The 14,118-nt window shown below is 74.8% G+C and carries 12 protein-coding genes; 2 read left to right on the forward strand and 10 right to left on the reverse strand.

Annotation, left to right across the window (positions count from 1 at the left end):
• Window positions 1–9 precede the first annotated feature (9 nt).
• Together ACFYUY_RS11170 and ACFYUY_RS11175 are read left to right on the forward strand one after the other, a co-directional pair.
• Window positions 10–393 carry a metalloregulator ArsR/SmtB family transcription factor gene (locus ACFYUY_RS11170; RefSeq protein ID WP_360214364.1) on the forward strand — a complete coding sequence of 128 codons (384 nt, stop codon included), beginning with the start codon at window positions 10–12 and terminating at the stop codon, window positions 391–393.
• Between the two features lie 51 nt (window positions 394–444).
• Window positions 445–2,136: a hypothetical protein gene (locus ACFYUY_RS11175; protein WP_387900001.1), complete on the forward strand. Its 1,692-nt coding sequence runs from the start codon at window positions 445–447 to the stop codon at window positions 2,134–2,136.
• Window positions 2,137–2,163: 27 nt separating this feature from the next.
• Here ACFYUY_RS11175 and ACFYUY_RS11180 read toward each other — a convergent pair whose 3' ends face one another.
• From ACFYUY_RS11180 to mltG (ACFYUY_RS11225), 10 genes are all read right to left on the reverse strand, one after another.
• Complete coding sequence (locus ACFYUY_RS11180; protein WP_387900003.1) at window positions 2,164–4,167, reverse strand: hypothetical protein; 2,004 nt, start codon at window positions 4,165–4,167, stop codon at window positions 2,164–2,166.
• Between the two features lie 70 nt (window positions 4,168–4,237).
• Window positions 4,238–5,047, reverse strand: a complete 810-nt coding sequence (locus ACFYUY_RS11185; RefSeq protein ID WP_360214370.1) for a DNA-formamidopyrimidine glycosylase family protein — start codon at window positions 5,045–5,047, stop codon at window positions 4,238–4,240.
• A gap of 139 nt (window positions 5,048–5,186) precedes the next feature.
• Entirely contained in the window at window positions 5,187–6,140 is a 954-nt protein-coding gene (locus ACFYUY_RS11190) for an AAA family ATPase (RefSeq protein WP_387900029.1), read from the reverse strand.
• A 95-nt stretch (window positions 6,141–6,235) separates the two neighbouring features.
• A complete protein-coding gene (gene aroQ, locus ACFYUY_RS11195; RefSeq protein WP_360214388.1) occupies window positions 6,236–6,664 on the reverse strand; it encodes a type II 3-dehydroquinate dehydratase in 429 nt (142 codons plus the stop codon).
• 8 nt (window positions 6,665–6,672) lie between these two features.
• On the reverse strand, window positions 6,673–7,764 hold the full coding sequence (gene aroB / locus ACFYUY_RS11200) for a 3-dehydroquinate synthase (RefSeq protein ID WP_360214374.1): 1,092 nt from the start codon (window positions 7,762–7,764) through the stop codon (window positions 6,673–6,675).
• Window positions 7,757–8,278: a shikimate kinase gene (locus ACFYUY_RS11205; RefSeq protein ID WP_360214376.1), complete on the reverse strand. Its 522-nt coding sequence runs from the start codon at window positions 8,276–8,278 to the stop codon at window positions 7,757–7,759. The genes aroB and ACFYUY_RS11205 overlap by 8 nt, the downstream gene beginning before the upstream one ends.
• Window positions 8,278–9,462, reverse strand: coding sequence for a chorismate synthase (gene aroC, locus ACFYUY_RS11210; RefSeq protein WP_360214378.1), 1,185 nt, complete (start codon window positions 9,460–9,462; stop codon window positions 8,278–8,280). The genes ACFYUY_RS11205 and aroC overlap by 1 nt, the downstream gene beginning before the upstream one ends.
• A gap of 262 nt (window positions 9,463–9,724) precedes the next feature.
• Window positions 9,725–10,555 carry a shikimate dehydrogenase gene (locus ACFYUY_RS11215; protein WP_360214380.1) on the reverse strand — a complete coding sequence of 277 codons (831 nt, stop codon included), beginning with the start codon at window positions 10,553–10,555 and terminating at the stop codon, window positions 9,725–9,727.
• Window positions 10,556–10,589: 34 nt separating this feature from the next.
• On the reverse strand, window positions 10,590–12,518 hold the full coding sequence (gene mltG, locus ACFYUY_RS11220; protein WP_387900006.1) for an endolytic transglycosylase MltG: 1,929 nt from the start codon (window positions 12,516–12,518) through the stop codon (window positions 10,590–10,592).
• A 150-nt stretch (window positions 12,519–12,668) separates the two neighbouring features.
• Complete coding sequence (mltG, locus tag ACFYUY_RS11225; RefSeq protein ID WP_360214384.1) at window positions 12,669–13,949, reverse strand: endolytic transglycosylase MltG; 1,281 nt, start codon at window positions 13,947–13,949, stop codon at window positions 12,669–12,671.
• Window positions 13,950–14,118: the final 169 nt, after the last annotated feature.

Genomic DNA, 14,118 nt, shown 5'->3' on the forward strand with positions numbered 1-14,118 from the left:
AATGTCCACATGCATCTCGTACCGGCCGACCGCGCGGACCACCGCACCATCGACGGACACCGGGTCTGCGAGGCCATCGCCGCCATCGGCGACACCGCGCACGTCCGCACCTGGGCCGAGCGGTTCTCCCTGCTCGCCGACCCGGGCCGGCTCGCCCTCCTGCTCGCCCTGCACCGCGCCGGCCCGCTCGCCGTGACCGACCTCGCCGTCGCCACCGGTATGCGCGACCCCGCCGTCTCCCAGGCCCTCCGACTGCTCCGCACCGCCGGCGTGGTCACCGGCGACCGCGACGGACGCGTCGTGCGCTACCGGCTCGTCGACGACGCCCTGCGCCCCCTCCTCGACCCCTGCGCCGCCGCCGACCACCACGAACCCACCGCTGCCACCGGCTGACCCGCCCCGGACGGACCCGCCGGAGCGGGGCCGGATGAGTACGATCTTCGTGTGCTGAACCGCCTGCGGCGCCGGCCCCGGCCCTGGCCCGACGAAGACCGCTGGGAGACCTGGCCCGTCCGGGCCCGCGTCCTCGCGGTCGCCCGCACGCTCACCTCGGCCACCCGGGTGCTCGACGTGCTCACCCTGCTCGTCCGCCCGCAGCTCGGCGTCCGGTGCTACCTCACCGTCAACCCGGGCTCGGCGTTCACGGCGGGCCTCGGCCCCTACCTGGCCGACCAGCAACCCGCCGTCACGGTCATCCCGTGGGAGGAGGCCGTCCGGTACGAGTTCGACCTCGCGGTGTCCTGCGCGGTCCACGCCTCCATGCACCGGCTGCGCGCCCCGCTCGTCGTCCTCCCCCACGGCGCCGGCTACAACCGCCTGGTCGCCGAGTCCACCGGGGACGGGGTCAGTGCCGCCGGCCTGTCCCGTCAGGAGCTCACCCACCGGGGGCGGGTCTTCCCCGCGGTCATCGGGCTGTCCCACGAGGAGCAGTTCGAGCGGCTGGCGGCCACCTGCCCCGAGGCGCTGCCGCACGCACGGGAGGTCGGCGACCTCACCTTCGCCAGGATGCTGGCCAGCCGCGGCCGGCGGGACGCCTACCGCGCCGCCCTCGGGGCCGTCGACGGCCGGCGCCTCGTCGTCGTCACCTCCACCTGGAGCAGGCACTCCCTGGCGGCGCACTGCCTCGACCTGCCGCGCCGGCTGGTCACCGCGCTCCCCGCCGACGAGTACGCCGTGGCCGTGGTCCTGCACCCCAACGTCTGGGACCGGCACGACCCCGAACTGCTGCTGGCCACGGCCCGGGGCTCCGGCCTCAGGCTGATCCCCCCGCACCAGGGCTGGCAGACCGCCCTGGTCGCCGCCGACCTGCTGATCGGCGACCACGGATCGGTCTCCTTCTACGGCGCGGCACTGGACCGCCCCACCCTGCTGGTGGCCACCGGCGCCGCCGAACTCGACCCGGGGTCCCCCACCTACGCCTTCGGCCAGGCGGCGCCCGCGCTCGACCCGGACGGCGACCTGCACGCCCAGCTCGAAGCGGCCGTCGCGACGTACGACCCGGAGCTGCTGCGCCCCGTCACCGACCGCTCCCTCGGCCAGCGCGACCGGGCCGTCCCGGCCCTGGCCCCCGTCCTGTTCGGCTTCCTGGCGGACAAGGTCGACGACCTCACCACCCCCACCGCCCTGCCGCCCTACCCGGCCCCGGTACCGCTCCCGGCGGAGCGGCCGACCGCCTACGACGTCGAGGGCGAGTGCGCGGACGGCGAGGTCTCGGTACGCCGGTACCCGATCGACCCGCAGGGCCACCCCCGGGGCTTCTTCGCCCTGGACGCCGCCGAGACCACGGTGGAACTGCGCTCCGTGGCCGAGGTCCTGGCCAGGACGGAGGTCGACGCCGAGGAGCCGGCCGGGCGCTGGATCGTCGAGGCCGCCGACGGGATCCCCGGCCTCGCCGTGACGGTGGCCGCCCTCGCCCGGGACCGCTGCGCGCTCCGGCTGCGCACCGGCGAGCTCCTGGAGGCACGCGCCGAGGCCCCGTGGGCCGGCGCCGAGCCCCGGCTCGACCCGCTGCTGCTCGGCGCGGCCGTCGCGCTCTGGCTCGCCGAGGGCGGCGCCCCCGGCACCCTGCCCGACCACGGCCTCACCATCCGCACCGGCCGCCACCGCACCCGGGTGGCCTTCACCCCGCCGCCCTGAGGCCTTTCCTCCGGCACGGTGACGGTTTCAGCCCTTCAGCTCCTCCAGCCGGCCCCGCGCCCGCTCGGCGAGTGCCGCGTCGCCCAGCTCCTCCGCGAGCGCGGTGAGCAGGGTGAAGGCCTCGGCCTCCTTGGCCCGCTGGCCGAGTTCGCGAGCCCGCCGCGCGCAGTCCTCGGCGGCCCGGACGGCGAGGTCAAGCCGCCCCAGCGCGCGCTGGGCCCGGGCCCGGACCAGCGGCAGCCGCATCAGCATCGGGTCGCCGGTCTCCTCCGCCCGCGCCGTCGCCTCGTCCAGGACGTCCAGCGCCTCCGCCGCGCGCCCGGCCGCGACCAGCGCCTGGGCGACGTTGTAGCTCTGCACCACCACGCCGTGCGGATCGGTGCGGTTGTCCTCCAGGGCCAGCCGGAACAGCTCCACCGCCTGCTCCGGGCGCCCGTCGGCCAGGCAGAGCAGCCCGTGCGTCTCGTGCAGCACACCGCTCAGCTGCGGCTCCCCGACCAGCGGCAGCTGCTCCGAGGCCAGCGCCAGCTGCTCGGCCGCGCGGGGGAAGTCCCCGAGCTCGTAGTGGGCGCGGGCCAGCTGGTTGCGCATCCGGATCACCGCGTCCGGGCGGTTGTCCCACTGCGCCGACTCGACGCCGAGCCGGTGCGTCTCGATCCAGTCCCCGTAGTTCTTGCCGCTGTGGTAGAGCGCCCAGAGCGATTCGCACAGCCGCCACACCTCACCGTGCCAGCCCTGTTCGGCCGCCGCCCGCACCGCCTCCCGAAGGTCGGCCCGTTCGGCCCGGAGCCACTCCAGCGCCTCCGCCTTGGAGGCGAACTCCCGCCCCGGGGCGTCGGGGGGCTCCTGGAGCCGGAACCGCTCCCCGAGCACCAGCGCGTCGGCCGCGGCGGCCCGGGCCCGGTAGTAGGCGACCGCGCGGGCCAGCAGGCCGGTGCGGTCGGGGAGTTCACCGGCCGTGCGGCGGGCGTGCAGGCGCACCAGGTCGTGTGCGCGGAACCGCTGCCCCGGCCCCGGGTCCACCACCTCGTCCAGCAGGTGGGCCGCGCGCAGTTCGCTCAGCCCGTCCCGGACGCGCTCGACGCCGGCCGCCTCCGCCAGCTCGGCGGAGACGAACGGCCCGGGGGCGGTACCGACCAGCCGGTACAGCGCCCGGGCCGGCCCGGAGAGCCGCCCGTACACCTGGTCGAGCATCCGGTCGACCCCGCCCTCCTCGTTGCTCAACGAGGCCAACCTCCGCTCCGAGTCAGCGAGTTCGGCCACCACCTGGTCGACGTCGAGCTCGTCGTGGTCGACCAGCTGGAAGCCCACGGCGTTCAGTGCCAGCGGCAGTCCGCCGCAGAGTCCGACCAGCTCGTCCAGCTCCCGGTCGGTGCCCCGGTCGGGCCCGAGCCAGCGGCGCACCAGCTCCGCACCGGCCGGGGCGCTCAGCGGGTCCAGCCGCCGCACCTCGGCGCCGTCGAGGACCAGACCGGGCAGGCGTCGCCGCCCCGCGACCACGACGAGCCCGTCGGACGGCAGCAGCGTGCGGACCTCCCCCGCCTGCTCGACGTTGTCCAGGAACACCAGGACGCGCTTGCCGGTCGTCACCGTCCGGTACGCCGCGGCCCGCTCGGCCAGGGTGGCCGGCACCTCGGCCCCGAAGGCGCGCAGGAACCCGGCCAGCACCTCACCGAGGTCGACCCCGCCGAGGTGGCGGTAGGCCGCGAGGTCCGCGTAGAGGTCGCCGTCCGGGAGGTGCGCGCGGTGCGCCGCGACGAACTGGGAGATCAGTTCCGTCTTCCCCACGCCGCCGAGGCCGGTGAACGCCACCACCGCCGGACCGTTCTCGTCGAGCCGGCCGAGCGCCCGGACCAGGGCGGCGAGTTCACCCTCCCGGTTGACGAAGGTGGGCCGCGGTCTGCGGACCTGACGGGGCGTACCGGGCGGCGGCGGGCCCTGGTGCAGGTGCACCGCCCCGATGCTCTGGGCCTGCACCACGTGGCCCCCCACCGTCCCCGAGACGGTGTTGGCCACCTCCCGCCGCTCCATCCGCCTGCTCCCTCCGGCCGGTCGGCCCCAGCCTACGGGCTGGGCTCCCGGCCGGGGCGTGATCGGCCGGTCAGGTCGTCTGGCAGGTGGGGCACCAGAAGAGGTTGCGGGAGGCGTGCTGCTCGGTGCGGACGTCGGTGCCGCAGACCAGGCAGGGCATCGCGGCGCGGCGGTACACGTAGACCTCGCCGCCGTGGTCGTCGACGCGCGGCGGGCGGCCCATCGCCTCGGGGGTGTGCTCGGGGCGGACGGTGTCGATCCGGCCGGCGCCGACGCCCTCGCGCATCAGGGCGACCAGGTCGGCCCAGACGGCGTCCCATTCGGCGCGGGTGAGGTCGCGGCCGGCCCGGTGGGGGTTGATGCCGTGCCGGAACAGCACCTCGGCCCGGTAGACGTTGCCGACCCCGGCCAGCACCTTCTGGTCCATCAACAGGGCGGCGACGGTCGTCCGGCTGGCCGACACCCGGCGCCAGGCGGCCTCCGGGTCGGCGTCGGCGCGCAGCGGGTCGGGGCCGAGGCGGGCGGCGACGCCGGCCTTCTCGGCGCCGGTGACCAGGGCGCAGGTGTTGGGGCCGCGCAGGTCGGCGTAGCCCTCGTCGTTGGCCAGCCGGAGCCTCACCAGGCCGACGGGTTCGGGGGCGGGGCCGGTGGCGAAGGTGAAGCCGCCGTAGAGGCCGAGGTGGACGTGCACCCAGGCGCCCTCCTCGAAGCCGAGGAAGAGGTGCTTGCCCGTCGCCTCGGCCGCGGTGAGCAGCTGCCCGTCGATGCTCTTGGCCTCGTCGGCGAACCGGCCCTGCGGGCTGGAGACCTCGACCGGTCGGCCGCCGAAGGCGCGCAGGTTCTCGGCGGCGAGGCGGTGGATGATGTGGCCTTCGGGCACGGGCGTCAGCTCCCCCGGGTGGTTCGACAGGCTGGTGGGCCCCGGTGGGCCGGGACTCCGGCGGGCCGGCGGCCCGGTACTCCGACGGGACCGGTCCATCATCGCAGCCGCCACCGACGGCCGGGCCCGGCCGGGGAGGTCAGCGGACCGGCATGCCCATCAGCCGGGCGAGGATCACCCGGTCCAGTTCGGCGGCGGTGCCGGCCACGTCCAGGTAGGAGTTGTCGATGATCGGCAGCCCGGAGTTGTACCAGCCGGCCATCCGGCCGTGGATCCGGGCCACTTCCTCGTCGCCGAGCCGCCGGTTGCCGTTGCGCCGGGCGTTGCGGCGCAGCACGGAGTCGAGGCTGGGCAGCAGCACGACGGGGATCATGCCCGGTCCGATGTGGCGCTTCCAGCCGCCGAGTCCGATGGCCGGGCGGTCCGGGAAGACGGCGTCGTCGATGATGCAGGAGATGCCGTTGGCGAGGTAGTTGCGGCAGGCGAAGCCGCAGGTGCGGCGGGCGAGCCGGTACTGCGCCTCGGAGGCGTTGTTCCAGCCGGACTGCGGGTTGGCGAAGCCGGACTGCACCCATTCGCGGACGTCGTCCAGGCTGATGTGCGCGGTCGGGGTGGGCCGCCGCTCGGCCCAGTACCGGGCGACGGTGGTCTTTCCGGCGCCGGCCGGGCCGATCAGCAGGACGGCGATCGGCCCGGTGGGCGCGTGCCGCTGCGGCGGGTGGGCGGGCAGCTGGACGGGCATGCCGGAGGGCAGCACGAAGTGGCCGGTCGCCCCGGCGGGGACGGGCGCGCTCGGTGCGCTCGCCACGGGGGGCGCGCCGGGTACGGACACCGGCGGGGCCGGCGCGGCGGGCACCGGGGCCGGCGCGGGCGTCGGCACGGGTGCCGGGGGCATCGGCGGCGGTCCGGCCGCACCTGCGGGGCTCGTCGGACCGATCGGACCCACGGGGTTCGTCGGGCTCATCGGGCCCGTCCCCGCCGGCTGCGCTCCCGGTGGGAGCGACGGCCCGGCCCCGGGCCCGGCGGGCCCCGGCGGCACCGGCGGAGCGACGGGTCGCGGCGGGACCTGCCCACTCCCGGCGTACTGCGTCACGGTCACCTCCGACACCTCTCAGCGGGGACGATACACGTCGGCCCGGCGGCGGGCACAGTCCGCCGCCGGGCCGCTGACCGGCCGTCAACGGGGTGTCAGCGCGTGGTGAGCCGTTCGGCCAGCGCCCGCAGGGCCAGCTCGTAGGAGCCGAGCCCGAATCCGGCGATGGTGCCGGAGGCGACGGCGGCGATCACCGAGGTGTGCCGGAAGGTCTCCCGGGCGTACGGGTTGGAGATGTGCACCTCGATCAGCGGCGCGGTGCGCTGGGCGGCGGCGTCCCGCATCGCGTACGAGTAGTGCGTGAACGCGCCCGGGTTGATCACCACCGGCACCTTGCCGTCGGCCGCCTCGTGCAGCCACTCGACCATCTGCTGCTCGGAGTTGGTCTCGTGCACCTCGACCTCGAAGCCGAGCTCCCCGCCGAGCGCCGTGCAGCGCTCGACCAGCCCGGCGTAGGAGGTGGCCCCGTAGACGTCGGGCTCGCGGCTGCCGAGCCGGCCGAGGTTGGGGCCGTTGAGCACCATGACCCGGGTCACGCCGAGACCTCCGCGTAGGCGGCGACCAGCAGGGACGGGTCGGGGCCCTCCAGGACGGAGGTCTTGCCGAGGCCGTCCAGGACGATGAAGCGGATCAGGTCGCCGCGCGACTTCTTGTCGATCTTCATGGCGTCCAGCAGCTTCGGCCAGGCCGCGGCCTGGTAGGTCAGCGGCAGGCCGACGGAGGCCAGCACGGTGCGGTGCCGGTCGGCGGTCTCGTCGTCCAGCCGGCCGGCCAGGCGGCCGAGTTCGGCGGCGAAGACCATGCCGATGGAGATCGCGGCGCCGTGCCGCCACTTGTAGCGCTCGTTGCGCTCGATGGCGTGGCCGAGCGTGTGGCCGTAGTTGAGGATCTCGCGGCGGCCGGACTCCTTGAGGTCCCCGGAGACGACGTCGGCCTTGACCTGGATGGCGCGGCGGATCAGTTCGACGGTGTGCGGGCCGTCCGGGGTCTTGGCGCCCTCCGGGTCGGCCTCGATCAGGTCGAGGATGGCCGGGTCGGCGATGAAGCCGCACTTGATGACCTCGGCGAGGCCGGACACGTAGTCGTGCCGGGGCACGGTGGCCAGGGTGTCGAGGTCGGCGAGCACGCCCACCGGCGGGTGGAAGGCGCCGACCATGTTCTTGCCCTCGGCGATGTTGATGCCGGTCTTGCCGCCGACGGCCGCGTCGACCATGCCGAGCAGCGTGGTGGGCATGGAGATCCAGCGGACGCCGCGCAGCCAGGTGGCGGCGACGAAGCCGGCCAGGTCGGTGGTGGCGCCGCCACCGAGGCCGACGACGACGTCGCTGCGGGTGAAGCCGGTCTGGCCGAGCACCGACCAGCAGTACGCGGCGACCTCGGCACTCTTGGCGTCCTCCGCGTTGGGCACCTGCAGCGCGATGGCCTCGTAGCCCTCGCCGAGCAGGTCCTCGCGGATGGCGTCGGCGGTGGCGGCCAGCGCCTCGGGGTGGATGAGCGCGACCCGCTTGGCGCGGGTGCCGATGAGCGGCGCCAGCTCGCCGAGCAGCTGGTGCCCGATCAGCACGTCGTACGGGTCGTGGCCGGCGCTGCCGCCGACGTGAATCCTGACGATGGGGTCAGTCATGGGGGGTCTTCAGCTCCAGTGCTTCCAGTACGGCGTCCGCGACCTGCTCGGGGGTGCGGCCGGCGGTGTCGACGACGGCGGTGGCCACCTCCAGGTAGAGGGGGCGGCGGGCCTCCATCAGCTCGCGCCAGCGGGCCCGCGGGTTGACGGCCAGCAGCGGGCGCGGCGCGTCCAGGCCGACCCGCTTGACCGCGTCCGCCAGCGGGACCTCCAGGAAGACCACCGGCAGTTCGCGCAGCAGGGCGCGGGTGGCCTCGGCCAGCACCGCACCGCCGCCGAGCGCGAGGACGCCGTCGTGCTCCTCGGCGCCGGCGCGCACGGCCCGGACCTCCAGCTCGCGGAAGTGCGGCTCGCCCTCGTCGATGAAGATCTCCGGGATCGGCTTGCCGGCCAGCGCCTCGATGTCGGCGTCGGTGTCCCGGAGGGCGACGCCGAGGCGGTCGGCCAGGGCCCGCCCGACGGTGGACTTGCCACTGCCGGGCGGGCCGACCAGCACCACGATCGGGGTGCCCATTACCGGACGATCAGGTGGTCGAGGTAGTTCTGCACGTTGCGGCGGGTCTCGGTGACGTGGTCGCCGCCGAACTTCTCGTTGACCGCGTCGGCCAGCACCAGCGCGACCATCGCCTCGGCGACGATGCCGGCGGCCGGCACGGCGCAGACGTCCGAGCGCTGGTGGTGCGCCTTGGCCGGCTCGCCGGTGCGCACGTCCAGGGTCTGCAGGGCGCGCGGCACGGTGGCGATCGGCTTCATCGCGGCGCGCACCCGCAGGACCTCGCCGGTGGACAGGCCGCCCTCGGTGCCGCCGGAGCGGCCGGAGGTGCGCCGGACGCCCTCGGGGGTGGGGACGATCTCGTCGTGCGCCTGGGAGCCGGGCACCCGGGCCAGCTCGAAGCCGTCGCCGACCTCGACGCCCTTGATCGCCTGGATGCCCATCAGCGCGGCGGCCAGCCGCGCGTCCAGCCGGCGATCCCAGTGGACGTGCGAGCCGAGGCCCACCGGCACGCCGTAGGCGAGCACCTCGACGACGCCGCCGAGGGTGTCGCCGTCCTTGTGGGCCTGGTCGATCTCGGCGACCATCGCCTTCGAGGCGTCCTCGTCCAGGCAGCGGACCGGGTCGGCGTCCAGCCGGGCCTCGTCGGCGGGCTGCGGGACGACGCCGGCCGGGGCCTTGGCGGCGGCCAGCTCGACCACGTGGCTGACGATCTCGATCCCGCAGGTCTCCTTCAGGTACGCGCGGGCGACGGCGCCGAGCGCGACCCGGGCGGCCGTCTCGCGGGCGCTGGCGCGCTCGAGGATCGGGCGGGCCTCGTCGATCGAGTACTTCTGCATGCCGGCGAGGTCGGCGTGGCCGGGCCGGGGGCGGGTGAGCGCCTCGTTGCGGGCCAGTCCGGCCAGCACCTCCGGGTCGACCGGGTCGGCCGACATGACCTGGTCCCACTTGGGCCACTCGGTGTTGCCGACCATGATCGCGACGGGGCTGCCCATGGTCTCGCCGTGCCGGACGCCGCCGAGGAAGGTCACCTCGTCCTGCTCGAACTTCATCCGTGCGCCGCGACCGTAACCGAGCCGGCGGCGCGCCAGCGCGTCGGCCACCACCGCGGTGGTGACCGGTACACCGGCGGGCAGGCCCTCCAGCGTCGCGACGAGTGCGGGGCCGTGCGACTCCCCCGCCGTCAGCCAGCGCAACGTACCCAACGGAGCTCCTTCATCAGCGGACCGGCCACGGCACCGCCGGGGCCCGCCCGGGCGTGCCTTGTGCCTGAATCCTTTCATGCCCCGGCAGCACCCGTGGGCACAGTCCGCGTGCCGGACGGCAACCGGCCAACCGACGGGACGGTACACGACGGGTTCCGGCCAGGAGCGGGCTCCGGCCGCTCCCGGCTCGCACCGGTTCACCGCCCTGCAGCACCGCGTCGGCACCCGGCCCGCACCGCGTCGGCACCGGGCAGCCGCGGCGTCAGCGCCCGGCGAGGGCCCGCTCGCCCGCCGCCCGCATCGCGGCCAGCGGACCCGGGCCGCGCCCGGTGAAGGCCTCGCTCTGCAGCACCGCCTGGTGCACCAGGAGGTCCAGCCCGCCGAGGACGGTCGCCCCGCGCGCCGCGCACGCGGCGGCCAGCGCGGTCGGCCACGGGTGGTAGAGCACGTCGAACAGCGCCCCCGGCCCGGCCGGCAGCTCCGCGGCGAAGCCGTCGGTCGCGCCGGCCGGCGTGGTGGAGACGGTCAGCGGCCTGGCCAGCGCCTCGGCGCCGCGCTCCCAGTCCGCGGTGCGCACGGCCACGCCGAGCCGTTCGCCCAGCTCGGCCATCTCGCGGGCGCGCTCCGGGCTGCGCACGTAGACGGTCACCTCGCCGGTGCAGACCTGGGCGAGCGCCGCCAGCGCCGAGGAGGCGGTGGCCCCGGCGCCCAGCACGGCCGCCTCCGGCACCGAGGTGATGCCGCGCTCGCGCAGCGCGTTGACGAGGCCGGGGACGTCGGTGTTGTCCCCGGTGCGCCGGCCGTCCGCGGTGAACACCACGGTGTTCACCGCGTCCACCGCGCGGGCCGCGGCGCTGACCTCGTCGAGCAGCGGGATGACCGCCCGCTTCAGCGGCATGGTCAGCGACAGCCCGGCCCACTCGGCCTCGTCCAGTCCGGCGAGGAAGCCGGGCAGGCCGGCCTCGTCCACCTCGAAGCGGTCGTAGCGCCAGCCGTCCAGACCGAGCGCCGCGAAGGCGGCCCGGTGCAGGTCCGGCGAGAGCGAGTGGGCGATCGGGGAGCCGAGTACCGCGGCCCGGTGCTTGCTGGTCAACGCTTCGTCTCCGTGAACTGTCGTCCGGCCCGGGCTACTTCGCGGTGCAGTGGCCGCGCGCCTCGTCGAAGCCCTGCCCGGCCGCCTGGCAGTACTCCTTGACGTTGGCGTAGTGCTCCTTGCTCGTCTCGGCGAAGCGGGTCTCGGTCGGGGACATCGCGATGAAGTACAGCCACTTGCCGTCGGCCGGGTGCAGCACCGCGTTGATCGCGTCGTCGCCGGGGTTGGAGATCGGCGTCGGCGGCAGGCCCTGGTTGATGTAGGTGTTGTACTTGTTGGACGCGTCGTCCATGTCCTTCTTGGTGAGCTCCTTGCGGCCCAGCGAGTACTGCAGCGTGGTGTCCATGCCGAGGCGGTGGTGGGTCTCGGGCTCGTTGGCCAGCCGGTTCTGGATGGTCTTGGCCATCTTGGCGAAGTCGGCGGTGTTGTTGCCCTCGCGCTGCAGGATGCTCGCCTCGATGAGCACCTCGTAGCCGTTCTTGAGGCCCACCGAGGCGGCCTGGGCGTCCAGGTTCGCGTACTTGTCGGTGGCGTTCTTCACCATCGCCTTGAGCAGGTCCTCGGGCTTCATGCCGTCGGCGATGTTGTAGCGGGTCGGCCAGAGGAAGCCCTCGACCTTGCCCTGGGCGTACGCGGGCAGGCCGAGGTCGTTGACCTGGGCCGTGGCGACGCCCGCGGTGGTGCCCTTGGCGAGCTTCAGCTTGGTGTCGATCATGGCGTAGATCTCGCTGGAGTTCTTGCCCTCGGGGATCACGATCGCCGCGCCGCCCGCCTGCGCGAGCAGTTCCTTGAGCGCGTCGGCGGCCGGCATCTCCTTCTTCAGCCCGTAGAAGCCGGGCTGGACGGTGCCGCACTTGGGTTCGGCGTTGCACGCCGCGCTGAAGGCGTCGACGCTCTTCACCACACCGGCGTTCTTCAGCACCAGGCCGATCTGCCCGCCGACGGCGCCCGACTTGACCTCGACCTGGACGGAGCCGGTGCCCTCGCCGGTGAAGTCCGGCGGCGGACCGAAGTGGTCCTGGTAGAAGCCGTAGCCCCACCAGCCGGCGCCGCCCATGGCGCCGAGCAGCACCAGCGCGACCAGCAGGCAGGCCCCGCCGTTGCGGCGCCCGGACTTCTTGCCCTTCTCCTTGCGCTTCTTCTGCGCGTCGCGGGAGTTGTCCTCGTCGCCGAGGAAGCCGGACTGCCCGGCCTCGGCCTCCTCCTCCGCGTACGCGCCGTCCTCGTGGTGGCCGTCCTCGTGGCCGTCCCACTCGTCGGTCTCCGGTTCGGGCCCGGCCGGGGCGGCGCCCGCCTCCAGTGCGGCGGCCTCGGCCTCCCAGTCGATGCCGTCCGGACCGGGCCCGGAGGCCGGGGCGGGGGCGGCCGGCTGGGGTGCCCGGCGCCGGCCCTGCGGCTGGCCCGGCTGCCCGGGCTGGGCGCCCTGCTGCGGCATGCCGGGCTGCTGCACGCCCTGCTGCTGCATGTCGGCCTGCTGCTGCATGCCCGGCTGCTGGGCGTACCCCTGCTGCGACATCTGCTGCTGCGGCATCTGCTGCTGGCCCATCGGCTGCTGCATCTGCGGCGGCATCTGCTGCTGCTGGTACCCCTGCTGCCCCATCTGCTGCTGCGGGTACTGCTGCTGGCCGTAGCCCTGCTGCGGCATCTGCTGCTGCGGGTAGCCCTGCTGCCCCGTCTGCTGCTGGCCGTAGCCCTGCTGCGGCATCTGCTGCTGCGGATACCCCTGCTGCCCCATCTGCTGCTGGTACCCCTGCGGGTATCCCTGCTGGCCCGGATGCTGCTGGTCCATCGGCTGCTGCTGGTACCCCTGCTGCGCGTCCCCGTAGGCCTGCTGGCCCTGCGGGTACTGCTGCCACTGGCCGTCCTGCTGGCCGGGGACCGGCTGCTGACCGCCGTACCCGGGATCACCGGGGTGCCACGGCTCGGAGCCCTGGGGGCCGTAGCCCCGACCCAGATCGGTCATTGATCCCCTTAACCGACGAAGACGGCCGGAGGATCGGACCGGCCGTCCGGGACGCCGTCCCGGATGATTCTCGAACCGGCGTGCTAGCGCAGCGCCTGGGAGGAGACGTTACCGTACCGCAGACGCGCCCCCGGCAGGGCGGACGTGGCGTCAGTGCCCGACCTCGCCCGCCGGCGCGCTGCCCGGCGCACCGCCCGGCGTGGCCGCCGCCGGGCCGGAGGCGGCGCCCGACGGGCCGCCCGGGGACGTGGCCGAGGCGCTCGGTTTCGCCGTCGCGCGGTAGGCGTTGAACTCCGCGACGTTGCGCTGCTGCACGTCGAAGCTGTCGGTGAAGCGGGTGTCGCCCGGCTTCACGGTCACGAAGTAGAGCCAGTCCCCCTGCGCCGGGTCCAGCGCGGCCATGATCGCCTGCCGCCCCGGGTTGGAGATGGGGGTGGGCGGCAGTCCGGGGTGCAGGTAGGTGTTGTACGGGGAGTCCAGGCGGGTGTCGGTGACCGTGGTGTTCAGGGTGGAGCGGCCGAGCGCGTAGTTGATCGTGGAGTCCAGCTGCAGCGGCATGCCCTTGGCCAGCCGGTTGTAGATCACCCGGGCCACCTTGCCCATGTCCTCGGTGTTGTCGGCCTCGCCCTGGACCATGCTGGCCACGGTGACCAGCCCGTAGAGGCTCTGTCCGAGGGTCTGCGCGACGACGTCCGCGTCGTCCCGGCTGAACTCCTTGCCGGCCCGTTCGACCATCTGCTTCAGCAGGTCGACCGCGGTGGTGCCGTCGGTGACGCTGTACGTCGCGGGGAAGAGGTAGCCCTCGGGGCTGCCGTTGGCGAAGTCCGGCAGGCCCAGCTCGGCGCCCTGGTCCTTGGCGGTGCGCTGGGTGGTGCCCTCGGGCAGGTTGAGCTTCTTGTCGATGGCCGCGTAGATCTGGTAGCCGCGCCAGCCCTCGGGGATGGTCAGCCCGTTGGCGTTGGCCGGGTCGATCAGGATGGCGAGCGCGGCCGCGGCCGACATCTTCTGCTTCAGGGTGTACGTGCCGGGCTGGATCCGCCCGGCGGCCGCGGCGCTGCCCTTGGCCGCCCGGGTGAAGGCGGTCGAGCTGGCCACCACCCCGTTGCGCACCAGCGCGGACGCGATCTGGGAGAGCCCAGCGCCCTCGGGCACCGAGACCTGGACGCTGCCGGCACCCTCCCCCGCGAAGTCCGCGGCGGCCGGGGGCTTGCGCTGTCCCTGGAGCCAGCTGTAGCCGGCCAGTCCGGCCCCGCCGAACACCGCGACCAGGGCGAGCGCGGTGAGCGCACAGGCGAGTCCGTTGCGCCGCCGGTGGGGATCCGGTGCATCGGAGCGCGGGCGGCGCGCACCCGGCGGACGGCCCTGCGGCTCCAGCACCGGCGCACCCAGGTGGCCGGGGGTGAGCCCCGGGTGGAAGTCCTGGTCGGTCATGGCTCGCGTCCCCTCGGCGGTCCCGGAACAGACGAGAGGGGTGCGGGGGGGCGCCGCCCCCCCCCCCCCCCACCCCCCCCCCAAAAAAACCCCCCCCCCCCCCCCCCCCCGGGCGCGGGCCGGCCCACCCAGGACCCGTAACAAAAAGCCGCCCCCCGGGACCAGCACG

Source organism: Kitasatospora sp. NPDC004745 (assembly GCF_042873275.1).
Taxonomy (GTDB): domain Bacteria; phylum Actinomycetota; class Actinomycetes; order Streptomycetales; family Streptomycetaceae; genus Kitasatospora.